We start from the raw sequence: 23,096 nt of genomic DNA, 5'->3' as shown, positions 1-23,096 counted from the left end.
AAGACCGCTATGCATTCGAGCCTTGAGAAAGGGCTAACACAATGAAATTCACCCTCTCGTGGTTGAAAGATCACCTTGAAACGACTGCCTCGCTGCACGAGATCACCTATGCCCTGACCGATCTGGGTCTGGAGGTCGAAGGCGTCGAGAATCCCGGCGAGCGACTGGGGGCTTTTACCATCGGCTATGTCAAAACCGCCGAAAAGCATCCCGATGCGGACAAGCTGAACGTCTGCATGGTGGATACCGGCACAGAGACAACCCAGATCATCTGCGGCGCGCCCAATGCGCGGGCCGGAATCAAGGTCGTCGTGGCCAGCCCCGGCACCTATGTTCCGGGCATCGACACGACGATTTCCGTGGGCAAGATCCGCGGGATCGAAAGCTATGGCATGATGTGCTCCGAGCGCGAGATGGAGCTGTCGGAAGAGCATAACGGCATCATCGAGTTGGACGAGGATGCCGTCATCGGAACGCGCTTTGTTGATTACCTTGCCGCCAAAGACCCAAGCGTCGTCGATCCGGTCATCGAGATCGCGATCACCCCCAACCGCCCCGATGCCCTTGGTGTGCGCGGTATCGCCCGCGACCTTGCGGCGCGGGGTCTTGGCACGATGAAGGTGCGGGATGTCGCGCCGGTCAAGGGCAGCTTTGCCAGCCCGATCAACGTCACCATCGACGCGGATACCGCCGATGGCTGCCCGGTGTTTTGTGGGCGCGTGATCAAGGGCGTAAAGAACGGGCCAAGCCCCGCGTGGTTGCAGAACTGCCTGAAGGCCATCGGTCTGCGCCCGATCTCGGCGTTGGTCGATATCACCAACTTCTTCACTTATGACCGCAACCGTCCCTTGCATGTCTTCGATGTCGACAAGGTGAAAGGTGACCTGCGGGTGCACCGTGCCGCCGGTGGCGAGGTCATCACCGCGCTTGACGACAAGGATTACACCCTTGGCGTCGGTATGATGGTGATTTCCGACGACAACGGCACCGAAAGCATTGCGGGGATCATGGGCGGTGCCGCGACGGGATGCACCGACGAGACTGTGAATGTCTTTGTGGAATCCGCCTATTGGGACCCGATCACGATTGCCCATGCCGGTCGTGCGCTCAAGATCAACTCTGATGCGCGCTATCGGTTTGAACGTGGCGTGGACCCGGCCTTCACCGCCGAAGGACTGGAACATGCCACCCGTATGATCCTTGACCTGTGCGGTGGCGAGGCGTCCGATGTGGTGGTTGCGGGCGCCGTGCCCGATGTGTCCCGCGCCTACCGGCTGGACACCGACCGCGTGCAATCGCTGGTCGGCATGGAGATCGCGCCCGAAACCCAGCGCGCGACGCTTCAGGCGCTTGGCTTTGTTCTGGACGGCGACATGGCGCAGGCGCCAAGCTGGCGTCCCGATGTATTGGGAGAGGCCGATCTGGTCGAGGAGGTGGCGCGGATCGCGTCGCTGACCAAGCTGGTGGGCAAGCCATTGGCGCGCGCTACAACCGGCGTGCCAACCGCCATTCTGACCCCGATGCAAAAGCGTGAGACGATAGCGCGGCGGACGATGGCGGCGCTCGGCTATAACGAATGCGTCACCTATTCATTCATCGATCAGGCCAGTGCGGCGCTGTTCGGCGGCGGCACTGATGCGACGCGGCTGGAAAACCCGATTTCCACCGAGATGAGCCATATGCGCCCAGATCTGCTGCCCGGTCTGTTGCAGGCCGCCGCCCGAAATCAGGCGCGTGGCTTTGCCGATCTGGCCTTGTTCGAGGTTGGCCCTGCGTTCCACGGTGGCGAACCAGAGGAGCAGCACGTGCAGGCGACGGGCCTTTTGGTTGGGGCCACCGCACCGCGTGACGCATTCGGATCGCGCCGGATGGTGGATGTGTTCGACGCCAAGGCAGATGCCGAGGCGGTTCTTGCCGCGATCGGTGCGCCTGCCAAGGTGATGATCCAGCGGAACGCGCCAGAGTGGTGGCACCCCGGTCGGTCAGGGCGAATGAGCCTTGGGCCGAAGAACATCCTGTGTGTCTACGGCGAGGTGCATCCGAAGGTGCTGAAAGAGATGGACGTGAAGGGGCCAGCGGTTGCCTTTACGATCTATGTCGCCAACCCGCCTGCGCCCAAGTCCAAAACCATCACCCGCCCCGCACTTGTCCTTCGCGACTTGCAGGCGGTCGAGCGCGACTATGCCTTTGTCGTGGACACGGGCGTCGAGGCACTGACGGTGGTCAACGCCGCGGCGGGCGCCGACAAGGTGTTGATCGAGACGGTGCGCGTGTTTGACGAATTCACCGGCGAAAAGGCAGAGGCGCAGATGGGGGCCGGTAAAAAGTCGTTGGCCATTTCCGTGCGGCTTCAGCCGACCGACAAGACCCTGACCGAGAAAGACATCGAAGAGGTCAGCGCCAAAATCGTCGAGAAGGTCCGCAAGGCAACCGGCGGCGTCCTGCGCGGCTAAGCACACGCCCGTTTTCGACCTGTATCAGAAGGCTCCGGTTTGTCCGGGGCCTTTTTTGTTTACACCAAAAAGACGCAACAGTCTGTTTCCAATTTGGAATAAGGCAAAAATGCGGCGACTATATGGTTTTATTGTGTTAGCCGAATTGTCTATCTGACCGCTGCCGGTCAGGCAGGCTTTTTTATACTATTTATAACCTGGGGGTACTTTTGTGACTGATTTTACGATCATTGGAAACGAGCTGGATAACGAGATTATAACACCTGTCATCATTGTTGACGGGGAACCTGTCGCGGCAAGCTTCACCGTCAAAGCGCAGGAAGGCAATGACACAATCATCACTGGCGAAGGCGACGATGTGATTCAGGCCGGTGCAGGCAACGATATTGTCTACGCGAACGGCGGTGCGGATACGATTTCAGGGGGCACGGGGTCTGACATTTTGTCTGGTGGTGGCGGGGATGACGTGATCACGGGTCAAGGCGACAATGACCGCATTTATGGCGGCGACGGCAACGATGACCTTTTTGGAAATGCCGGAAATGACAAACTGCAGGGCGGTCGTGGTAACGATATCCTTCATGGCGGTGCGGGGGATGACCTGATCTACGGCAACAAGGGGAACAACGAGCTTTATGGCGGCTCTGGCAATGACCACATTTCGACGGGCGACCAGACCAGCCTTGCCGATGGTGGCACAGGGAACGATACCTTCGAAGTGCGCATGAAAAAAGGCGGGGACCATACCCTGACCGGCGGTGCAGGTGCCGATACCTTCGACTTCGTCCAGACGACGAACAGTGCGATATCCGATTGCGTCATCACCGATTTTGCATTGGGCATCGACATGTTCCTGATCGAGGGACAGAACGATGCATCGTTCATCTTGTCGGGGTCCGGTTATTCGCTGGGGGACATTGACGGGGTCTCGACGCTGTTGACCCTTGCAACCGGCGATTCAGTCACCTTCGAGGATGTCACGCTTGATGATTTCTTCCAGCATTACTTCACCTTCGACGTTGTCGGCTGATCCCGGCGGTCTATCGGCGGTGATGCTGCCTTTGACCCGAGTTTGATAGCCGGCCAAAGCAATGGTTATGCAGGTTTGGCAAAAACATCCGGCGGCATTTTTCGCCGGATGTATACTTGGTTCTGCGGGGAACCTGCGAAGGAAATTCCCCTGAAAAAAGAGCATCTGGAATGGCTAGACTATGCTAGAAGCTGTGCGCAAGTGCATCGAGAACCATAACAGATGCATGACCATAGCAAAACGTGGGGACAACAATGATTAAAGAATTCAAAGACTTCATCTCTAAGGGCAACGTCATGGACCTTGCCGTCGGTATCATTATCGGTGCCGCATTCACTGCAATCGTCGGATCTTTGGTTGAAGATCTGATCAACCCGATCATCAGCCTGTTCATGGGTGGCATTGATTTTTCCGGTCTTGGCGTTCAGCTGGGAGATGGACCTGATGGCGCCGTTTTCGCCTATGGGAAATTCATCATGGCTGTCATCAATTTCGTGATTATCGCGTTTGTTGTGTTCATGCTGGTCAAGGCGATGAACAAGATCAATCCACCGGTCAAAGCCGCGCCAGCAGCGCCGGCCGGCCCATCCGAGATCGACCTGCTGAAAGAGATCCGCGACGCGCTGGCCAAAAAGTAAGGCATCTGGCTCTTGGTTGGTGAAAGGGTCCGCGGCCACGCGGGCCCTTTTTCATGTTGTGTGTGCCAAGGGCGGCAGAGCATTTTCCGGCCCCGGTTATCCCTTGCCCCGACTGAATGCCGCCCCTTTTGACCTTCCGATATTATAGTGTCAGGGCATCTGCCGGTGTCATCACTGGCAGGCCAAGCGCCTCGCCGACGGCGGCATAGGTCAGGTGCCCTGCATGCACATTCAGACCTGCCAGAAGATGCGCGTCTTCCTCGCAGGCCTTGCGCCAGCCCTTGTCGGCCAGCGCCAGCATGAACGGCATTGTGGCATTGCCAAGCGCGATGGTCGAGGTGCGGGCAACGGCGCCGGGCATGTTCGCCACGCAGTAATGCATGATCCCGTCCACGTCATAGATCGGGTCCTGATGGGTCGTCGCCCTTGATGTCTCGAAACACCCGCCCTGATCAATGGCAACATCGACCAGCGCCGCACCCGGCTTCATCGTGGACAGTTGTGCGCGGCTGATCAGCTTTGGCGCGGCGGCACCGGGGATAAGCACCGCGCCGATGACCATATCGGCGGTGGTGATCATCTCTGCGATATTTCCCGCGCTGGCGTAAGAATTCTTGAACACACCGCCAAAGACATCGTCAAGATAGCGCAGGCGCGGCAACGAGCGGTCAAGCACGGTCACATCTGCGCCCATGCCCGCCGCGATCCGCGCCGCATGGGTGCCCACAACGCCGCCGCCAATGACCAGAACGCGGGCCGGCCCGACACCGGGCACACCGCCGAGCAAGACACCGCGGCCGCCATTTGCCTTTTGCAGGGTCCATGCGCCGACTTGCGGGGCAAGCCGCCCTGCGACCTCTGACATGGGGGCCAGAAGGGGCAGGCCACCGGTACGGTCGGTCACGGTCTCGTAGGCGATACAGGTCGCGCCCGATGCCAGTAGATCCTTGGTCTGGGCGGGGTCGGGGGCAAGGTGAAGGTAGGTGAACAGGACTTGCCCCCTACGCAGCATCTTGCGTTCCGCCGGTTGTGGCTCTTTGACCTTCACGATCATATCGGCCTCGGCAAAGACCTGCGCTGCGGTGCCGATGATGCTGACGCCTGCGGCGATATAGTCGGCGTCGGCAAAGCCTGCGCCCGCGCCCGCGCCCGTCTCGACGACCACGCTGTGACCGTGCAGGATCGCCTCGTGTGCGGCATTCGGGGTCAGGCCGACGCGATATTCCTGTGGTTTGATTTCTTTTGGGCAACCGATTTTCATAACCGTCTCCTGTCGTTGTCTATTACCCCGACTGTGCGCCTGTTGGCCTGCACGTGCTTTGAAAAGAAGGGTGACTAATTGTGATTATTTGCATAGTATCATCGAAGAAAACGTTAGTTGATCGAAGGATCGTGCAAGATAATGGAATTGGACAATATTGACCGTCGTATCCTTTCGACACTGCAAGTCACTGGCAGAATGTCCAACGCCGAGCTGTCCGAGAAAGTGAACCTGTCGCCATCTGCGTGCCATCGACGGGTCAGCCGGCTGGAGGCAGAAGGGTTCATCACTGACTATGTCGCGCTTTTGAACCCGCGCAAGATAGGGCGCCAGACGACCGTATTCGTGGAAATTACCCTGTCAGGGCAGGCGGAGGAGGTGCTGGACGCGTTTGAACGCGAGGTTGCCAAAATCCCCGATGTGCTGGAGTGCCATTTGATGGCGGGCAGTGCCGATTACCTGCTGAAGGTCGTCGCGCTGGACACAGAGGGCTTCGCGCAGATCCACCGCCGCCATCTTGCGCGTCTTCCCGGTGTCGTGCAGATGCAGTCGTCCTTTGCCCTGCGAACCGTTCGGCAGACAACCGCGCTGCCGGTTTAACCGATGCGGGACAAACGGCTTCCCGATATTCGCGCGGCAATTCTGGCAAGCGGATTGCGCGATGGCGGAACGGTTTCGTTCCACCACCACCTGCGAAACGGCGACGATGTGCTGCGGGCGGTGATGGTTGAAATCGCAGCCCTGGGCCTGCGGAATATCCACATTGCGGCCAGTTCGCTGTTTCCGGTGCATGAACCCTTGGTGGGGCTGATCCGGGATGGTGTGGTGACGGGGATCACCACCTCCTACATGAGCGGCCCTGTCGCGGATGCTGTTGTGAAGGGGCTGTTGCCGACCCCGGCGATCCTGCAAACCCACGGCGGGCGTGCGCGGGCCATCGAGGCGGGTGAGACGGTCATTGATGTGGCTTTTATCGCGGCGCCTGCGGCGGATGCGTGTGGAAACCTGAACGGCGTCGGCGGCAAATCCGCCTGCGGGGCATTGGGCTATCCGATGGTCGATGCGCGCCACGCATTGGTCGTGGTCGCCGTGACCGATACGTTGGTGCCCTACCCGAACACGCCCATCGACATTCCACAGACAGACGTGGATTTTGTGGTTTGCGTGCCGTCGATCGGCGATCCGGCGCTGATCGTGTCGGGCACAACCCGTGCGACGACCGATCCGCAAAGCCTGCATATCGCGGATCAGGCGGCACGGGTCATTGCCGCCTCGGGGCTTCTGATCGACGGGTTCTCGTTCCAGACGGGTGCCGGGGGCGCGTCGCTTGCCGTGGCGCAGTCGGTGCGACGGATGATGGTGGAACGGGGCGTCACAGGCAGCTTTGCCGCAGGTGGCATCACCGGGGCCATCGTGGACATGTTCGAGGCTGGGTTGTTCCGCGCGCTGCTGGATGTGCAGTGCTTTGACCTTCGCGCCGTCGAATCCTACCGCAGGAATGCGGCGCATATGGCGATGTCGGCCTCTATGTACGGTAATCCGGCGACCAAAGGGGCCGTCGTGGATATGCTGGACGTGATGATCCTTGGTGCGGCAGAGGTCGACATCGGGTTCAATGTCAACGTCACCACCGCCACCGACGGACGCATCATCGGCGGGTCCGGTGGGCATAGCGATACGGCGGCGGGGGCCAAGCTGGCCATTGTGACAACACCTTTGGCCACGCGGCTGCACCCGAAAATTGTGGAAAGGGTCACCACCGTCACGACGCCGGGGCATACGATTGATGTGGTGGTGACAGAGGACGGAATTGCGGTGAACCCGGCCCGCGAAGACCTGCAAGACCGGTTGATCGCGGCAGGGCTACCCGTTGTCGGAATCGAGGACTTGGAGCGGCGTGCGGCGCTGAAAGTCGACGTTGCCGCGTCAGGGCCGCAGCACACGGACCGGACGGTTGCGATATGCCACTACCGCGACGGGGCAGTGATTGACACGATCAAGGGCATCCAGAAATGACAAACCCCCGGGCAATGCCACGGGGGTTATCAAGAGCGGGTTGCCCCGCCAAATCACAAACGAACTCGGCTTATACGCCGCTTTCGCGCTGCAATTTCTTGCGTGCCAGCTTGCGGGAGCGACGAATTGCTTCGGCTTTCTCGCGTGCTTTCTTAACGGACGGTTTCTCGAAATGTTGCTTGAGCTTCATTTCACGGAAGACGCCCTCGCGCTGCAATTTCTTCTTCAGAGCCCGAAGGGCCTGATCGACGTTATTATCGCGAACACTTACCTGCATGTGGTTTTCACCACCTCTCTAAGTTAAAGTTGCATAAGTCGCAGGAAGTGGCCGTATAGCAAAGCTGTCCTAGCTTGTCTACTACCTGAACCGACTGGATGGAGTGCTTGATATGATTGACCAAAATGCCACTTACGACAGTTTGCGCGCCGCGCTTCTGGATGCTGTGATCCCCCATGTCCCGTTCGAGGGCTGGAGCGAGGCGGCGTTCAGCGCCGCGATTGCCGATTCGGGGGTGGATGCGGGGCTTGCGCGGTCGGTCTGTCCGCGCGGCGCTGTTGATCTGGCGGTGGCGTTTCACCTGCGCGGCGATCAGGCGATGGTGGACCGTATGCAATCCGAGGATTTAAGCCAGATGCGGTTTCGCGACCGTATCGCCGCAGGTGTCCGTTTCCGCATAGAGGCGATCGACGACAAAGAGGTCGTGCGCCGTGGCAGCACCCTGTTCGCCCTGCCGCAACACGCGGCGGATGGCGCCAAGCTGATATGGGGCACAGCGGATGCGATATGGACCACGCTGGGCGACACATCCGAGGACATCAACTGGTATACAAAGCGCGCGACGCTGTCGGGGGTTTACGGGTCTACGGTGCTGTATTGGCTGGGCGACGACAGCATCGAGACAGAGGCAACATGGGAATTTCTGGACCGCAGGATCGACAATGTCATGCAGTTCGAAAAGGCAAAGGCGGCGATGACCAAAAGCCCGCTGCTGAAACAGCTTTTCGCGGGCCCCGCCTGGGTGTTAGGCAAGGTCAAAGCGCCGGCCAAGACCCCTAGAACGGATCTGCCCGGCACATGGACAAACCCGAAGTAGGAGCAACCTATGAGCCCGAAGATCATGCGTGCCGTCGAGATTTCCCAGCCCGGCGGGCCAGAGGTTCTGCACCTGTGCGACCGCCCCGTGCCGCAACCGCGCTATGGCGAGATCGTCATCAAGGTGGCCGCCGCCGGTGTGAACCGCCCCGATGCGCTGCAACGCGCGGGCAGCTATGCGCCGCCCCCCACCGCCAGTGACCTGCCGGGACTTGAGGCCGCGGGCGAGGTCTACGCCGTGGGAGAAGGCGTTGTGGAATGGTCGGTGGGCGATGCGGTCTGCGCCCTGCTGCCGGGCGGGGGATACGCCGAATACGTCGCCACGCCGGCCAGCCACGCCCTGCGCGTACCCAAAGGGATGAGCATGGAAATGGCGGCCTGTTTGCCAGAGACCTATTTCACCGTCTGGTCCAACGTCTTTATGCGCGGCGAGCTGACGGCAGGAGAGCGGTTTCTGGTGCATGGCGGGTCATCGGGCATCGGCACAACGGCAATCCAGATGGCAAATGTCTTTGGCGCGCGGGTGTTCACCACGGCGGGGTCCGATGAAAAATGTGCGGTCTGCCTGGCCTTGGGTGCCGAACGCGCGATCAACTACAAGACCGAGGACTATGTCGGGATCGTAAAAGACGCAGGCGGCGCGAATCTGATCCTTGATATGGTCGGCGGCAGCTACTTGCCGCGCAACGTCAAAGCACTGGCCAATGACGGGCGGCTGGTGCAGATCGCGTTTCTGACGGGGCCAAAGGTGGAACTGAACTTTGCCGAGGTGATGATGCGCCGCCTCACAATCACCGGATCGACGCTGCGCCCGCAGTCCGATCTGGCAAAGGCGCGGATCGCCGACCAGCTTCGCACGAATGTCTGGCCCCTGATCGAGGCGGGGCGCCTTGGTCCGGTCATGGACAGTGCCTTTCCGTTGGACCGCGCGGCGGCGGCACATTCACGTCTGGAAAGCGCGGATCATATCGGCAAGATCGTGCTGACCACCTGACAGCCCGGCCCAATGCGAAAGTGATTGGCGCGCGCCTATCTTACCCCGTCCATCAGCGCGTCTTTCATCCGGCAGTCGCGCACGACATCGGCTCCGCAGGACCGGGGCCGCAGATCCTTTGTCAGGCAGATACGGGTCTCCTGGATGCGGCCCCGATCGCAGGTGATCGTCACCATATCGGCGGTCATGCCCGGATTCGATTGCAAAAAGGCCTCCTCGACAACCAAAGCGGGCAGCTTATAGCTTTTGCCGAGCTTCGCAAAAACTGGCGGTAACGTCACCGCCGCCAGCGCACGGCGGACCGTCGTGAAATAATCCTCGGGGGGCAACCCTGCGCAACGGCCATGCTTTTTCCACTGATACCACGCGGCCCCGCGATCCCCCATGACATCTGCCATGGCTGTTGTTTGCCCTTGCGATGGATCGCGCTGGGTCGTGCGGCAATAACTCGGATAGCCACGCTCGTTCTGCGGCCACAGGCCATGAACGACCCAGCTGAAGTCATTGCGCGGATCGCATTGAGCGGACCCTCGGGCGTCTCCCTCCAGGGCGCACCATGTCGGCGACCAAGACAGCGATAGGACGTAGTAGTCAAACTCGCCCGCCCGCTCTCCCTCGGCCGATGCGAAACGGGCCGACAGAAGCAATGCCATAAGGGCAAACAGGGTAATACGCATTTTCTCTTCCCTCTTTTTGTGCAAAGGACTATATACATTCCAAGTTCCCCGACAATGTGAACCCGTCCCGACAGGGACCGCCTTTCAGGCGACGGGGAAGATATGTTTAAAGGAGTATCCCAATGGCCAAACCGATCATGGCAAAAGCGACCGCCGTCTGGCTGGTGGACAATACGACATTGAGCTTTCAGCAGATCGCCGATTTCTGCGATTTGCACGAACTGGAAGTGCAAGGCATCGCCGATGGCGACGTTGCGACCGGTGTAAAAGGCTTTGATCCGATTACGAACAACCAGCTTGTCCAGGAAGAAATCGACAAGGGCGAAAAAGATCCGTCCTACAGGCTGAAGCTGAAGTATAACGCCGCCGCCGTGGGCGAAGAAAAGCGTCGCGGCCCGCGCTATACGCCGCTGTCCAAGCGCCAGGATCGCCCGGCATCCATCCTGTGGTTGGTAAAGTTTCACCCCGAGCTGAGCGACGGGCAAGTGGGCAAGCTGGTCGGCACGACCAAGCCAACCATTCAGGCGATCCGTGAACGGACGCATTGGAACATCTCGAACATTCAGCCGATTGATCCCGTTGCGCTGGGCCTGTGCAAGCAGTCCGAACTGGACGCCGCTGTTCAAAAGGCCAACGCCAAGAAAGCGGCGCTGGGCGAGGCGATGACCGACGACGAGCGCCGTAAGCTGGTTTCGACTGAGCAGTCTTTGGGGATGGACCCAGAGCACCGGATGCCTTCTTCGATGTCCGGGCTGGAGACGTTCACGCTTGGCTCCTCTTACGAGGACGAGCGCGAGAAGAAAGTGGATGCAGACAGTTTCTTCAATCTGCCGGATAACGACGATGACGAGGATGACGACGACAATTGATCATCTGATTCTACCGAAACAGAAAAGCCCCGCTGCAACCGCAGTGGGGCTTTTTTCTTGACCGGATCAACAGGAGGCGCGTGCCGCGCCACGTCTTTGTCTCGTCCCCGAATGCGCGGGGCCTCGGGTATTGCGCTTCGCGCGGGGATATTTAATCCAAGAAGAACTTTGCCATTCTTCTCGGTTCAAATACTCATTCTTTTCTAAAACGTTTTTCGCGCCCGAAGAGCTGCGGAAATTGTGCCATCGTCAAGATAGTCCAGCTCTCCGCCGATGGGTACACCTTGCGCCAGCGAGGTGACTTGAACCCCTGTGCCTTCCAGTTGGTCGGCGATGTAGTGGGCTGTGGTCTGACCGTCGATCGTCGCATTCAGGGCAAGGATGATCTCGGTTATGCCCTCGTCTTGCACCCGCGCGACAAGTTTCGGGATGCGCAATTCGTCGGGGCCGATGGCGTCCAGTGCCGAAAGGGTGCCGCCCAGCACATGGTATCGCCCCTTGAACACCGCGCCCCGCTCCATTGCCCACAGATCGGCGACATCTTCGACGACGCAGATCTCGCCTGTCGCACGTTTTCCGGACTGGCAGATGTCGCAGGTCGTGTCGGTCCCGATGTTGCCGCAGGTGATACATTCGCGCGCTGTGGCGGCGACAAGGTGCATCGCGTCCGCAAGAGGGGTCATCAGGAAGGCACGCTTCTTGATCAGATGCAGAACGGCGCGCCGCGCCGACCGGGGCCCGAGCCCCGGCAACTTTGCCATCATCTCGATCAGCGTTTCGATCTCTTTGGGTGCGTTGCTCAAGTGTGGGCGCGCATATCAGAAGGGAAGTTTCATATCGGCTGGCAGGCCCATGCTTTCCGCGATCTTGCCCATTTCAGCCTGGGCGCGGTCGCTGGCTTTGCCCTGGGCGTCCTTGATCGCGGCAAGGATCAGATCCTCGACCACTTCCTTTTCGCTGGCGACGAAAATCGACGGGTCGATGTCCAGCGCCTTCAGTTCGCCCTTGGCGGTTGCTGTCGCCTTGACCAGGCCCGCGCCGCTTTCGCCGGTGACGAGGATGTTGTGCATCTCGTCCTGCAATTGCGCCATTTTTGCCTGCATTTCCTGCGCGGCTTTCATCATCTTGGCCATATCGCCAAGCCCGCCCAATCCGCCTAGTCCTTTAAGCATGTCAGTCTCCTTAGTCGTCCTCGAAGGGGTCCCATTCGTCATCCACCTCTGGCAGGGCCTCGATGGCTGCCTCTTTGGCGATGTCTTCAGGGGTTCGGATTTCGGTAATGCGGGCCTTTGGAAAGGCGAGCAGGACGGCCTGAACCAGCGGGTGGTCCATCGCTTTTTGCTCCAGTTCCAGCCGGTCTTTGTCGCGTTCTTCGGCGATTGTTCTGGCGCCGCCGTCATTTACGACGGTGACTGTCCAGCGGGCGCCGGTCCAGCTTTGCAGACGTTGCGCAAGGGTTGCCGCAAGGCTGGGCGTCGCTGTCGGGGTCGGGACGTATTCGATCCGTCCGGGAGCATAGGCCGCAAGGCGCAGGCCCGTCTCGACCTCGACCAGCAGTTTGACGTCGCGGTTGGTGCGGATCAGATCGACCACATGTTCGAAGGTCGCAAACCGGGCGAGGGCATCCTCGGGCTGGTGTGCCAAAGCGGTGGCGGCCCCGCTGGACAGAACTGCGCCGCGATGATGCGACACGGTGCCTTGCGGCGTGCCGGTGTGGGCCGGGGCCGGGGCATTGCCGCCGGACGGGGGCGGGTTCATGTTTTGCAGCTTGCGCACCAGATCCTCTGGCGCGGGCAGATCGGCGACATGCGTCAGGCGGATAATCGCCATTTCCGCGGCCATCATGGCGTTGGGGGCCATGGCCAGTTCTTCGAGCGACTTCAGCAGCATCTGCCACATGCGCGTCAGGATGCGCATCGGTATGCGTTGTGCCATTTCCATGCCGCGGGTGCGTTCGTCTGGGCCAACGGTTGGATCGGCGGCAGCCTCGGGCGTGATCTTGATGACGCTGACCCAATGGGTCACCTCTGCCAGATCGCGCAGCACGGCCATCGGGTCTGCGCCGTCGGCATATTGCGCCGATAGTTCGGACAGGGCTGCGGCGGCATTGCCTTCCATGATCAGGTTGAACAGGTCCAGAATGCGGCCACGGTCGGCAAGGCCCAGCATGGCGCGAACCTGATCGACGGTGGTTTCGCCTGCACCATGGGCGATTGCCTGATCCATCAGGGACATTGCGTCGCGCACCGAGCCTTCGGCGGCACGGGTGATCAGGGCCAGGGCGTCATCGGCGATTTCGGCGCGTTCCTTGGCTGCGATGGATTTGAGGTGGGCGATCATCACCTCGGGCTCGATCCGGCGCAAGTCAAAGCGCTGGCAGCGCGATAGAACCGTAACCGGAACCTTGCGGATTTCGGTCGTGGCAAAGATGAATTTACAATGCGCGGGCGGTTCCTCCAGCGTCTTCAACAGGGCGTTGAAGGCATTGGTGGACAGCATGTGCACCTCGTCGATGATGTAGACTTTGTATCGGGCCGAGGCCGCGCGGTAGTTCACCGATTCAATGATCTCGCGGATGTCGCCGACGCCGGTCCGGCTGGCGGCGTCCATTTCCATCACATCCACATGGCGGCCTTCGGCGATGGCTATGCAATTGTCGCAGACGCCGCAAGGGTCGGTGGTCGGCCCGCCGGTGCCGTCCGGTCCGGTGCAGTTCATGCCTTTTGCAATGATCCGCGCGGTGGTGGTTTTACCCGTGCCACGGATACCTGTCATCACAAAGGCGTGGGCGATGCGGTCTGCCTGAAACGCGTTTTTCAGGGTGCGGACCATCGCGTCCTGACCGATCAGATCGGCAAACGTCGCGGGCCGGTATTTCCGCGCAAGAACCTGATAGCCGGTGTCGGCTGCGTCTGACATTGTAACCCTCGTGTGATCCTTTGTGGAACTTAAGGGCGCAAGGGGCCGACGTCCACTGTCGTTGTGGAAATAAGGGGGCGGAATGGAATTTGAGTTGGCAGAGCTGGCGGTCGGGGGCGGGCATCTGGCCTTGTCGTCGATCCCCGGACGGGGGGGCGACTATGCGGGCGATCTGCTGCGCATGCAGGATTGGCGGCCCGATCTGGTGTTGACGATGGTCGAAACGACCGAGTTAGAGCGCGTCGGTGCTATGGGCGTGGCGACAGAGGTGGGGGCAGGATGGCTGCATTTTCCGGTTGCGGATTTCGGGGTGCCTGACGGGCAGACAGCCTTGGACTGGTCGAATGTGTCGGTTCAGGCGCTTTTGGCCTTGCGTGATGGCGGGCGCGTGTTGGTGCATTGCTTTGGTGGGTGCGGGCGGTCGGGGATGGCGGTGCTGCGGCTGATGATCGAGGCGGGCGAGTCGCCTGCTGTGGCGCTGGTGCGGCTGCGCGCGGTACGACCCTGTGCCGTCGAGACAGAGACGCAGAGGCAATGGGCGTTCTGGGGGCATGACCGCTTTGGGTAATTTTTCTGGGATAGACCAGATCCCGCGTTCTGTCAGAACTGCCGGGCACTCTGGTCGTAGGTGAGAGGCTGACAACGACCCAAGCGGGGCTCGTTATGGCTGCTTCCTTCCGGATCTGACCAGGTTGGCGAGGTGCCTGCCCGCGCCAACCTCTCAAGGATCATATAGCGGGCCATGCGCCATGGATCAAGGGGCGGTTATCAGCGGGATTTATTCAGTTTCATCTTTTTGCGGGCCTTGTGGCTTGCCGTTTCGCGCGCCTCTGCCCTTTTGCGTTCGGCGGTGGATGTGGCCGATTCGGTGCTGCGGTCGTCTTCACTTACCAGCTTTTGCCACCGCGCAAGGCGGGCGGGGTCCACTGTGCCGGCCTCGACCGCCGCGCGCAGGGCGCAGCCCGGTTCGTGCATATGGGTGCAGTCGTTGAATTTGCAGGTCAGCGAAAGGGCGGCAATGTCGGGGAACACGGCGTCCACACCATCGCGCCCGTCATACAGCCGCAAGGACCGCATGCCGGGGGTGTCGATCAGCCAACCGCCCGTGGACATGCGGAACATCGACCGCGCGGTGGTTGTATGGCGGCCACGTGCGTCATCCTCGCGGATTTCCGCGGTGTCCTCGTCACGGTCGGTCAGAAGGTTGGTCAGGGTCGATTTCCCCACGCCCGAGGATCCGGCCAAGGCCACGGTTTTCCCCGTTCCACACCACGGGGCGAGGATTGCCACGGTATCCGGTGATTTGGAGTTGATCGTCAGTATAGGCACATCCGGCAGCGCCTGCTGCGCGCGGGAAAGGTAGGTGGCGGCGTCATCGGTCTTGTCCGCCTTGGTCAGCAGCAGAACCGGATCGACATCCTCGGTCCGCGCAAGGGCGACATAGCGTTCCAGTCGCGCGATGTTGAAGTCGTCATTACAGGACGACACGATGAAAAATGTGTCGATATTCGCCGCGATCAGCTGGGCGGAATGGTCGGCCCCCGCAGCGCGGCGGCGGATGATCGTCTTGCGGTCCAGAATGCGGGGCGGCTCGCCCTCGACTGCGCCGGGGATGATCCAGTCGCCGACGGCGTAGTTCTGCGCAGTGCCACGGTCGAACAGTCGCAGGCGGTCGGCACCCGCGTCGGAGAGGATGGACAGCGCGCTGCGGTGGATCTTGGTCACGCGACACGGGGGCGCGTCGCCGTCAAGCAGCTGCGCCTGAAAGTGGTCGTCCCAGCCAAGCTCTGTCAGGGTCAGGGGGGGCTGCGTCATGATCGTGTGTCCAGCGATGTTTTCATCCCGCCAGACCTACTGCGGCACGGTGCGCGTGACAAGCGGGCAGGCCGGTCACGCGCACATGCACCCGGTCACAGCGTAATGCGAAACCGGGCAAATCCGTCGGGCCCATTGCCTGCGGGCTCGATTTTGACCCCCGCGACCGCGTTCACATAGTCGACCGCCTTCGGGCCGGTGTCGAACAGAACGCTGGTGTCGGGCAGGGGGGCAAAGGACCAGTTGGCATCGGCTGTCGGGTTGATGATGCCTTGCTCTACGATGTAGCGCACGATGATGTCGCGGTTGGTGTCGGGGCCTTCAAAAATGATCGTGTCGCCCTTTGCACCGGGAAAGTCACCGCCGCCACTGGCGCGGTAGTTGTTGGTGGCGACGATGAATTCCGCTGCGGGGTCAATCGCGGCGCCATTGAACGTCAGATCGACAATGCGGTTTGCGTCGGGGTTCAATTCTACCCCCTTCGCATCGAATTTCGACGGCTGCGACAGGTCGATCTTGTAGCGGACGCCGTCGATCACGTCATAATTGTAGCTGGGGAAATCCGGGTTCAACAGGATCTGGTCCGCCTTGCCCGCCTCGATCTGGTTGAACAGCCCGGCAGAGCGTTCAAGCCAGTCCTTTACCTGCGCGCCGGTCACCTTCACCGCGCGGATGGTGTTGGGGTAAAGGTACAGATCCGCCACGTTCTTGATCGCCACGTCGCCTGCGGGAACGTCGGTGTAATACTCTGGCCCGCCACGACCGCCCGCCTTGAACGGGGCGGCGGCAGAGAGGATGGGCAGGCTTTCGTATTCCGTGCTTTTCATCATCGCGGCGATATACCAGCTTTGCGCGATTGAAACGATCTGCACCGATGGATCATCGGCGACCAGCGCGAAATAGCTGTAAAGCGGGCTGGCCGTCTTGCCGACGGCGCGGCGGATATAGGACAGGGTGTCCTTATGTTCGCGGGCGACGCTGTCCAGCACGGGCTGCTCGCTGGTTACCAGTGGCGTGATGCTGCGATCATCGTTGCGCTGTGCAATCGGGCGGGCCTCGGATGTGTGGTTGACGACATGCCACGCGCCGCCGTCGTATTCCAGCATCAGGTCGATCACGCCAAGATGCGAGCCCCAGAAGCCCCCCATCGCGGCGGGTTTGCCGTGCAGCGTGCCTTTCACAGGGTCGATCACGTCAGAGCCGGCGAACTTCGGGTCTGGGAACACAAGGTGGCTGTGGCCGGTCAGAATTGCATCAATCCCCTCGATCGCGGCCAGCGGAACGGACGCGTTTTCCATGCCGTCGGTTTCCTGCGCTGCCCCGATGCCGGAATGCGACAGCGCGATGATAATGTCGGCGCCGGCCTCTTTCATCTCGGGCACATAGGCGCGGGCGGTGGCGACGATGTCGCGGGTCTGAACCTTGCCTTCCAGATGCTTGCGGTCCCAGTTCACGATTTGCGGCGGGGCAAAGCCGATCAACCCAACCTTGATTTTATGCGTGGCGCCGGTGCCGTCAGTCACGGTTTTCTGGAGGATGACATAGGGCTTCAGCAGCGTCCTGTCGGCGGTTGGGGCGGCGCCCTGCTGGGTGACTACATTGGCCGAAACGACCGGAAAATTCGCACCCGCGACCGATTTCATCAGGAAATCAATGCCATAGTTGAATTCGTGGTTGCCAAGGGTAGAGGCATCGAACCCCAGTGTATTCATGGCGGCGATCACCGGATGCATGTCGCCGTCTTTCATCCCGCGCTCGTAGGCGATGTAGTCGCCCATCGGGTTGCCTTGCAGGAAATCGCCGTTGTCGATCAGCATGGAATTTGTCGCCTCTGCGCGGATCGCAGCGATAATCGACGCGGTGCGGGCAAGGCCCAGGGTGTCTACCTCTTTGTCGGCATAATAGTCGTAGGGATAAACGTGGACGTGCAAGTCAGTCGTTTCCATGATCCGAAGATGAGCCTGGGTTCCGGCAGCATTGGCCGAAAACGGGTGAAGTGCAATCACGGTAGCCCCTGCTGCGGTTCCGGCCAGGAAAATGCGCCGGTTCAGAATTGTGCGGTTAAGGTCGGTCATCTTTTCTCTCCCTGACATCAGGCTTCGGGAATAGGGTGCGACCATAACGCTTGTATGACATTCAATATTTTACACGTCGGCGGTTTATTGCCAATGCACTCATAGGTTGATCTGCGTCGCGGCGTTGTCAAAGATCAGAACTGTGTCTTGTTTGCACTTGCGCGGAACCCGTGCCAAAGATCTGGAATGGGCAGGAGGCTATGGATGAAGATTGCGGAAACAGTGACGTTTGGTGGGTCGGGTCTGGACCGGGCGGCCCAGTTGCGCGGCAAGTCCGGGCAGATTGACGCCTTGCTGGCCGACGCGACGACCCGCGCGGTTGTGATGTGGCGCGGCAAGCCTTTGGTCGCAGGCGAGGCGCGTGCCGAACTTGCCCTTGTGCCGATCGGACATGCCGTTCTGGAACACGCCTTTGACGCGCCGGTTTTCCTTGGGCTGGACAATGGCGCCGCCCGGTTTGCCTATGACGTATCCGCATGGGAGCCGAACGAGGACGCCGAGACGCTTGGCGCCTTCATGGACCCGAGCGAGCAGCATCACCCCTCGCTGCCGAACGACAATTGCTTTGCCGAACTGCGCGGTATCATGACCCGTCTGTCGCCCCGCGACGCCGAACTGGCCGCGACCGCGCGTGCTGTCATCGGGTGGCACGACACACACGGGTTCTGTGCGAAATGTGGTGCCAAAAGCGAGGTGGTCATGGCCGGTTGGCAACGTGACTGCCCCGCCTGCCATACCCATCATTTTCCGCGCACCGACCCTGTGGTCATCATGTTGATCACCCATGGCAATTCGGTGCTTATGGGGCGGTCGCCCGGTTGGCCCGACGGGATGTATTCGCTTTTGGCCGGTTTCATCGAACCAGGCGAGACGATAGAGGCCGCCGTGCGGCGCGAGGTGTTCGAGGAGGCCGGCGTGACCGTGGGCCGCGTCGATTATCTGGCGTCGCAGCCATGGCCGTTTCCCGCCAGCCTGATGTTCGGCTGCCGCGGCGAGGCGACCGGTTACGAGATCACCATCGACCCCTCGGAAATCGAGGATGCGCTTTGGGTCAACCGTGAGGAGATGATGGATGTGTTCGCAGGGCAACACCCCACGATCCTGCCCTCGCGTAAGGGAGCTATTGCACGGTTTATTCTGGAGAATTGGCTTGCAGACCGACTGGATTGATTAGCATTACCCTGACAACGCGAAAAGAACGGCCAAAACATGCAATTCAGTACCAAGGAAGATATCGAAGCCCCGATCGAACAGGTTTTTGCATCTGTGTCTGATTTCGATGCCTTTGAGCGCACGGCGCTAAGGCGCGGTGTGTCTGTGCAATACACCGGCCCTGTGGCCCGCAACGGTGCCGGCATGACCTGGGATATCGGGTTTTTGTTCCGCGGCAAGATGCGCAAGATGCAGACTGAACTGACGCAGTATGATCCGATGAACCGGCTTTTTTGCACCTCGACGTCCGACGGGCTGAGCGGGACGCTTAGCATCGAGCTGTTGGCGTTATCCGCAAAGCGCACCCGCCTGAACGTCGAATTGCAGCTGTTTCCAAAGACGCTTTCGGCGCGGTTGCTGGTTCAGTCGTTGAAGCTGGCGAAATCCAACCTGAACCGCCGTTTCAACAAACGCGTCGGCGACTTTGCCGCAGACGTCGAAAGCAAACTGAACCCGCTGCTGTATTGACGTCAGAATGCCTTAGCGCCGCGCGGGGTCGATCGGATAGACCCCCAACAGGGCGATATTCGTGGTGAAATAATCCAGCTCCTCCATGGCAAGCTGAACATTGCGATCATCGGGATGGCCTTCGATATCGGCGAAAAACTGGGTTGCGGTGAACGAGCCATCCACCATGTAGCTTTCAAGTTTCGTCATGTTGACGCCATTCGTCGCAAAGCCGCCCATCGCTTTGTAAAGCGCGGCGGGAATGTTGCGGACCCGAAACACGAACGATGTTTTCATCATGCCGCTGCCGCGCCGCTTCAGGTCCAGCTCTCTCGACATGATCAAAAAGCGGGTGGTGTTGCGGTCGTGGTCCTCGATATGGCGGGCGATCACGTCCAGCCCGTAGATCTCTCCGGCAAGCGGCGAGGCAAGCGCGGCCTGCTTGGGGTCGCCCAGCCGTGCGATATACTGGGCCGAACCTGCGGTATCTGCGCCGGTGACAACGCTTATGTTGTTTTTCCGCAGAAAATCACGGCATTGACCCAAAAGAACCGTATGGCTCATCGCGCTTTCGACATCGGCCAGCCGCGCCCCGCGCACCCCCAGAAGGTTGATGTGCACGCGCACAAATGCCTCGTCCACCACATGCAGGCCGGAGCCGGGCAAAAGGCGGTGAATATCAGCGACGCGGCCATAGGTCGAGTTCTCGACCGGCAGCATCGCAAGATCGGCATCACCCTTGCGGACAGTTTCTATGACATCCTCGAATGTCGCGCAGGGGATCGGTTCCATGTCGGGTCGTGCGTCATGGCATGCCTGATGGGAATAGGCCCCAAGCTCTCCCTGAAATGCAATCCGTCCCGTCATTCTGGCGTTTCTCCGGCAATCTGGGCCCAAATGGGCGATTGGTCGCGGTAAGTATACCTTGAAGTAGGAGAGGGGAAGCGGATACATAGTCCCAAATCTTCAACAAGACGGAACGCGACATGTTCGACACAATGACGATGACAAAGATTGTAGGCGGCTTTTGCGGCGCCTTTCTGGTGTTCCTTCTAGGGAACCTCGCAGCCGAAAGCCTTTATCATACCGGTGGCGGCCACGGGGGCGAAGAGCAGGCCTATGTGATTGACACAGGCACTGACGAGGCTGCCAGCACAGAGCCGGTCGAAGTTGTCGATTTCGCGGTTGTTCTGGCCGCTGCCGATCCGGCCGCAGGCGAGAAGGTCTTCAGCAAGTGCAAAGCCTGTCATAAACTGGACGGGTCCGACGGCGTTGGTCCGCATCTGAACGGTGTGGTTGGTCGGGCGCAGGCGTCCAGCGACGGCTTTGGCTACTCCTCTGTGTTCGCGGGCATGTCGGGTGAGTGGCTGCCAGAGGAACTGAGCGCGTTTCTGGAGAACCCTAAAAGCTACGCACCCGGAACCAAGATGAGCTTTGCAGGTTTGCCGAAGGTCGAGGATCGGGCGAATGTGATCGCCTATCTTGCCCAGACGAACTGATCTATCCTTTCGGGATGAAAATTCGGGCCGTCCCTTGAATGGGGCGGCCTTTTTCGTTGCGGGTCAGGGTGGTCTTGGCCCGATCACGGAAACTCAACTTGAACAATGGACAGCCTGCCTTTTAGCTGGACATAGTAAATCGGGTGGTGCTGGCTGCCCGAAGACAAATATCAAGGAGCCGAAGATGCAGATGCCCCGCACCCTATCGCTTGCCATTCCCCGAACCATGTCGGGGCCAAGTCGGTTGCGGTGGATGATTTCGGTTCCGCTTTTCCTGATTGCACTGGCTCTGACAGCGCTGGGCGCAGCGGCGCAGGAGACGGTTATCAAGGCACATGGGATCTCTACGTTCGGCGCATTGAAATATCCGGCGGACTTTAAACACCTCGACTATGTGAACCCCGACGCCCCCAAGGGCGGCGAGATTTCGATCTGGGCGTTCGGCGGGTTTGACTCGATGCACCCCTATTCGATCAAGGGGCGCAGCGGCGCATTATCCAGCGTCTTTTTCGAAACGATGCTGGAAGCCCCCGCAGACGAGATCGGCGCAAATTACTGCCTGATCTGCGAATCAATGGAATACCCCGAAGACCGGTCCTGGGTGATCTTCAACATCCGCCCCGAGGCCGCGTTTTCCGATGGTAGCCCGCTGACCGCCGACGACGCGTTGTTTTCTTACGAGACATTCTTGTCCAAGGGTCTGTCCAGTTTCCGCGCGGTCCTGTCGCAACAGGTGGACAAGGCCGAGGTTCTGGACCCCCACCGCATCAAATTTACCTTTAAAACCGGCATCCCGACGCGCGATCTGCCGGAAACCGTTGGCGGTCTTCCGATCTTTTCAAAGGCGGATTTCATTGCCCGGAATTTCGATTTCGAAGGCACCACGCTGGAACCGATGCTCGGCTCTGGTCCCTATGTGCTCGATCGTCTGGATGTCGGAAAAACCCTCGTTTATCGCCGCAACCCGAACTATTGGGGCAAGGATGTTCCGATGATGCAGGGCCGCAGCAACTTCGATACGATCCGGGTTGAATATTACGCCGACTATTCCGCCGCCTTCGAGGGGTTCAAAGGCGGCGCCTACACCTTCCGCAACGAAGCATCCTCGAAAGACTGGGCCACCGGCTATGATTTTCCCGCAGTGCAAAACGGCTGGATCAAAAAGACCGAATTGAATGACGGGTCGCTGGCGACGGGGCAATCGTTTATCTTCAACCTGCGCCGACCGCATTTTCAGGACCGTCGCGTGCGCGAAGCGATCGGGATGATGTTCAATTTCGAATGGTCGAACGAAACGCTGTTCTACGGCATCTATGCGCGGATCAATTCGTTCTGGGAAAACAGCTATCTTGCGGCCGAAGGTATGCCATCGCCAGAGGAGCTGGCCATTCTGCAACCGATGGCCGACATTCTGCCGCCGGGCGTTCTGGACCAGCCTGCCGCTGCGGCACCTGTGTCGTCAACGCGGCAGTTGGATCGCGCCCTGCTGCGGCAGGCTTCGGCGCTGCTGGACGAGGCGGGTTGGATCGTCGGCAACGACGGCCTGCGCCGGAATGCGGCGGGCGAGACGCTGAAGCTGGATTTCCTCAACGACAGCCAGACGTTCAACCGCGTGATCAACCCCTTTGTCGAAAACCTTCGGCGGCTGGGTGTCGATGCGGTGCACAACATGGTCGACAACGCACAGGCCGTGAACCGCGAGCGCCGCTATGATTTCGACATCATGACCAACCAGTTCCCGATGGGCTATGTTCCGGGGTCCGGGCTGAAACAGTATTTCGGATCCGCCACCGCCGACACGTCGGAATTCAATCTGATGGGCCTGAAAAGTCCCGCAGTGGACAAGCTGATCGAGATCGTTCTGGCGGCAAAAACCCAAGAGGAGCTGACAACATCCGTCAGGGCGCTTGACCGCGTGCTGCGGGCAGAGAAATTCTGGGTGCCGCAATGGTTCAAGAACACGCACACCGTGGCCTATCTGGATGTGTTCGACCATCCCGACCCATTGCCGCCTTATGCCTTGGGTAATCTTGATTTCTGGTGGTATAACCCTGAAAAAGCCGAGGCACTGAAAGCCGCCGGAGCGATAAAGTAAAAA

At 60.1% G+C, this 23,096-nt stretch carries 22 protein-coding genes and 1 other RNA gene; 13 read left to right on the top strand and 10 right to left on the bottom strand.

The window, feature by feature from the left end; translation table 11 throughout:
- Nucleotides 1-41: 41 nt before the first annotated feature.
- The 3 genes from pheT to mscL all read left to right on the top strand — a co-directional run bounded on the left by pheT (nucleotide 42) and on the right by mscL (nucleotide 4,121).
- Nucleotides 42-2,453: a phenylalanine--tRNA ligase subunit beta gene (pheT, locus tag ACEN2R_RS07270; protein ID WP_442040708.1), complete on the top strand. Its 2,412-nt coding sequence runs from the start codon at nucleotides 42-44 to the stop codon at nucleotides 2,451-2,453.
- Between the two features lie 211 nt (nucleotides 2,454-2,664).
- Nucleotides 2,665-3,483, top strand: a complete 819-nt coding sequence (locus ACEN2R_RS07265) for a calcium-binding protein (RefSeq protein WP_442040706.1) — start codon at nucleotides 2,665-2,667, stop codon at nucleotides 3,481-3,483.
- Between the two features lie 254 nt (nucleotides 3,484-3,737).
- On the top strand, nucleotides 3,738-4,121 hold the full coding sequence (gene mscL / locus ACEN2R_RS07260; RefSeq protein WP_442040704.1) for a large-conductance mechanosensitive channel protein MscL: 384 nt from the start codon (nucleotides 3,738-3,740) through the stop codon (nucleotides 4,119-4,121).
- Nucleotides 4,122-4,263: 142 nt separating this feature from the next.
- Here the strand turns inward: mscL and ald are convergent, their stop codons facing one another.
- Entirely contained in the window at nucleotides 4,264-5,382 is a 1,119-nt protein-coding gene (gene ald, locus ACEN2R_RS07255) for an alanine dehydrogenase (protein ID WP_442040702.1), read from the bottom strand.
- 141 nt (nucleotides 5,383-5,523) lie between these two features.
- Here ald and ACEN2R_RS07250 point away from each other — a divergent pair, with 141 nt between their 5' ends.
- Together ACEN2R_RS07250 and citF are read left to right on the top strand one after the other, a co-directional pair.
- Nucleotides 5,524-5,982 carry an Lrp/AsnC family transcriptional regulator gene (locus tag ACEN2R_RS07250; protein ID WP_442040700.1) on the top strand — a complete coding sequence of 153 codons (459 nt, stop codon included), beginning with the start codon at nucleotides 5,524-5,526 and terminating at the stop codon, nucleotides 5,980-5,982.
- Between the two features lie 3 nt (nucleotides 5,983-5,985).
- Nucleotides 5,986-7,398: a citrate lyase subunit alpha gene (citF, locus tag ACEN2R_RS07245; RefSeq protein ID WP_442040698.1), complete on the top strand. Its 1,413-nt coding sequence runs from the start codon at nucleotides 5,986-5,988 to the stop codon at nucleotides 7,396-7,398.
- A gap of 70 nt (nucleotides 7,399-7,468) precedes the next feature.
- Here citF and rpsU read toward each other — a convergent pair whose 3' ends face one another.
- A complete protein-coding gene (gene rpsU / locus ACEN2R_RS07240) occupies nucleotides 7,469-7,675 on the bottom strand; it encodes a 30S ribosomal protein S21 (protein WP_442040696.1) in 207 nt (68 codons plus the stop codon).
- Nucleotides 7,676-7,787: 112 nt separating this feature from the next.
- Between rpsU and ACEN2R_RS07235 the strand changes: the two genes are divergently transcribed.
- Nucleotides 7,788-8,492, top strand: coding sequence for a COQ9 family protein (locus ACEN2R_RS07235; RefSeq protein ID WP_442040694.1), 705 nt, complete (start codon nucleotides 7,788-7,790; stop codon nucleotides 8,490-8,492).
- Nucleotides 8,493-8,501: 9 nt separating this feature from the next.
- Nucleotides 8,502-9,485, top strand: a complete 984-nt coding sequence (locus tag ACEN2R_RS07230; protein WP_442040692.1) for an NAD(P)H-quinone oxidoreductase — start codon at nucleotides 8,502-8,504, stop codon at nucleotides 9,483-9,485.
- A 35-nt stretch (nucleotides 9,486-9,520) separates the two neighbouring features.
- On the opposite strand, the gene ACEN2R_RS07225 is transcribed toward ACEN2R_RS07230, so the two are convergent.
- Nucleotides 9,521-10,162, bottom strand: a complete 642-nt coding sequence (locus ACEN2R_RS07225; protein WP_442040690.1) for a ribonuclease T2 family protein — start codon at nucleotides 10,160-10,162, stop codon at nucleotides 9,521-9,523.
- Between the two features lie 122 nt (nucleotides 10,163-10,284).
- Between ACEN2R_RS07225 and ACEN2R_RS07220 the strand changes: the two genes are divergently transcribed.
- On the top strand, nucleotides 10,285-11,031 hold the full coding sequence (locus ACEN2R_RS07220) for a DUF1013 domain-containing protein (protein WP_442040688.1): 747 nt from the start codon (nucleotides 10,285-10,287) through the stop codon (nucleotides 11,029-11,031).
- A gap of 203 nt (nucleotides 11,032-11,234) precedes the next feature.
- On the opposite strand, the gene recR is transcribed toward ACEN2R_RS07220, so the two are convergent.
- Genes recR through ACEN2R_RS07205 form a run of 3 tightly spaced genes read right to left on the bottom strand, consistent with a single transcriptional unit; the run spans nucleotide 11,235 to nucleotide 13,950 of the window.
- The gene (gene recR, locus ACEN2R_RS07215) at nucleotides 11,235-11,834 is read right to left on the bottom strand and encodes a recombination mediator RecR (RefSeq protein ID WP_442040686.1); all 600 of its coding nucleotides are present in this window, start codon (nucleotides 11,832-11,834) and stop codon (nucleotides 11,235-11,237) included.
- Nucleotides 11,835-11,849: 15 nt separating this feature from the next.
- Nucleotides 11,850-12,203 carry a YbaB/EbfC family nucleoid-associated protein gene (locus ACEN2R_RS07210; protein ID WP_442040684.1) on the bottom strand — a complete coding sequence of 118 codons (354 nt, stop codon included), beginning with the start codon at nucleotides 12,201-12,203 and terminating at the stop codon, nucleotides 11,850-11,852.
- A 10-nt stretch (nucleotides 12,204-12,213) separates the two neighbouring features.
- Entirely contained in the window at nucleotides 12,214-13,950 is a 1,737-nt protein-coding gene (locus ACEN2R_RS07205; RefSeq protein WP_442040682.1) for a DNA polymerase III subunit gamma/tau, read from the bottom strand.
- Between the two features lie 82 nt (nucleotides 13,951-14,032).
- Between ACEN2R_RS07205 and ACEN2R_RS07200 the strand changes: the two genes are divergently transcribed.
- Entirely contained in the window at nucleotides 14,033-14,518 is a 486-nt protein-coding gene (locus ACEN2R_RS07200) for a protein-tyrosine phosphatase family protein (RefSeq protein ID WP_442040680.1), read from the top strand.
- Between the two features lie 58 nt (nucleotides 14,519-14,576).
- Here the strand turns inward: ACEN2R_RS07200 and ffs are convergent.
- The 3 genes from ffs to ACEN2R_RS07185 all read right to left on the bottom strand — a co-directional run bounded on the left by ffs (nucleotide 14,577) and on the right by ACEN2R_RS07185 (nucleotide 17,840).
- Nucleotides 14,577-14,674: signal recognition particle sRNA small type (gene ffs, locus ACEN2R_RS07195), an RNA gene on the bottom strand.
- 44 nt (nucleotides 14,675-14,718) lie between these two features.
- Entirely contained in the window at nucleotides 14,719-15,765 is a 1,047-nt protein-coding gene (gene rsgA, locus ACEN2R_RS07190; RefSeq protein WP_442040678.1) for a ribosome small subunit-dependent GTPase A, read from the bottom strand.
- A gap of 95 nt (nucleotides 15,766-15,860) precedes the next feature.
- A complete protein-coding gene (locus ACEN2R_RS07185) occupies nucleotides 15,861-17,840 on the bottom strand; it encodes a bifunctional 2',3'-cyclic-nucleotide 2'-phosphodiesterase/3'-nucleotidase (protein WP_442040676.1) in 1,980 nt (659 codons plus the stop codon).
- A 204-nt stretch (nucleotides 17,841-18,044) separates the two neighbouring features.
- Between ACEN2R_RS07185 and nudC the strand changes: the two genes are divergently transcribed.
- Together nudC and ACEN2R_RS07175 are read left to right on the top strand one after the other, a co-directional pair.
- Nucleotides 18,045-19,010: an NAD(+) diphosphatase gene (gene nudC / locus ACEN2R_RS07180; RefSeq protein WP_442040674.1), complete on the top strand. Its 966-nt coding sequence runs from the start codon at nucleotides 18,045-18,047 to the stop codon at nucleotides 19,008-19,010.
- 39 nt (nucleotides 19,011-19,049) lie between these two features.
- Entirely contained in the window at nucleotides 19,050-19,520 is a 471-nt protein-coding gene (locus ACEN2R_RS07175) for an SRPBCC family protein (protein WP_442040672.1), read from the top strand.
- Between the two features lie 12 nt (nucleotides 19,521-19,532).
- On the opposite strand, the gene ACEN2R_RS07170 is transcribed toward ACEN2R_RS07175, so the two are convergent.
- On the bottom strand, nucleotides 19,533-20,366 hold the full coding sequence (locus tag ACEN2R_RS07170) for a prephenate dehydratase (protein WP_442040670.1): 834 nt from the start codon (nucleotides 20,364-20,366) through the stop codon (nucleotides 19,533-19,535).
- Between the two features lie 119 nt (nucleotides 20,367-20,485).
- On the opposite strand from ACEN2R_RS07170, the gene ACEN2R_RS07165 reads away from it, so the two are divergent.
- Together ACEN2R_RS07165 and ACEN2R_RS07160 are read left to right on the top strand one after the other, a co-directional pair.
- The gene (locus ACEN2R_RS07165; protein WP_442040668.1) at nucleotides 20,486-20,998 is read left to right on the top strand and encodes a c-type cytochrome; all 513 of its coding nucleotides are present in this window, start codon (nucleotides 20,486-20,488) and stop codon (nucleotides 20,996-20,998) included.
- Nucleotides 20,999-21,188: 190 nt separating this feature from the next.
- Nucleotides 21,189-23,093 carry an extracellular solute-binding protein gene (locus tag ACEN2R_RS07160; RefSeq protein WP_442040860.1) on the top strand — a complete coding sequence of 635 codons (1,905 nt, stop codon included), beginning with the start codon at nucleotides 21,189-21,191 and terminating at the stop codon, nucleotides 23,091-23,093.
- Nucleotides 23,094-23,096 lie beyond the last annotated feature (3 nt).

It is taken from the genome of Pseudogemmobacter sp. W21_MBD1_M6 (assembly GCF_052119585.1).
Classification (GTDB): Bacteria; Pseudomonadota; Alphaproteobacteria; order Rhodobacterales; family Rhodobacteraceae; genus JBGQOJ01.
The sequence above is the reverse complement of the archived record's forward strand: the minus strand, read 5'-3'. Positions and strand labels throughout refer to the sequence as shown.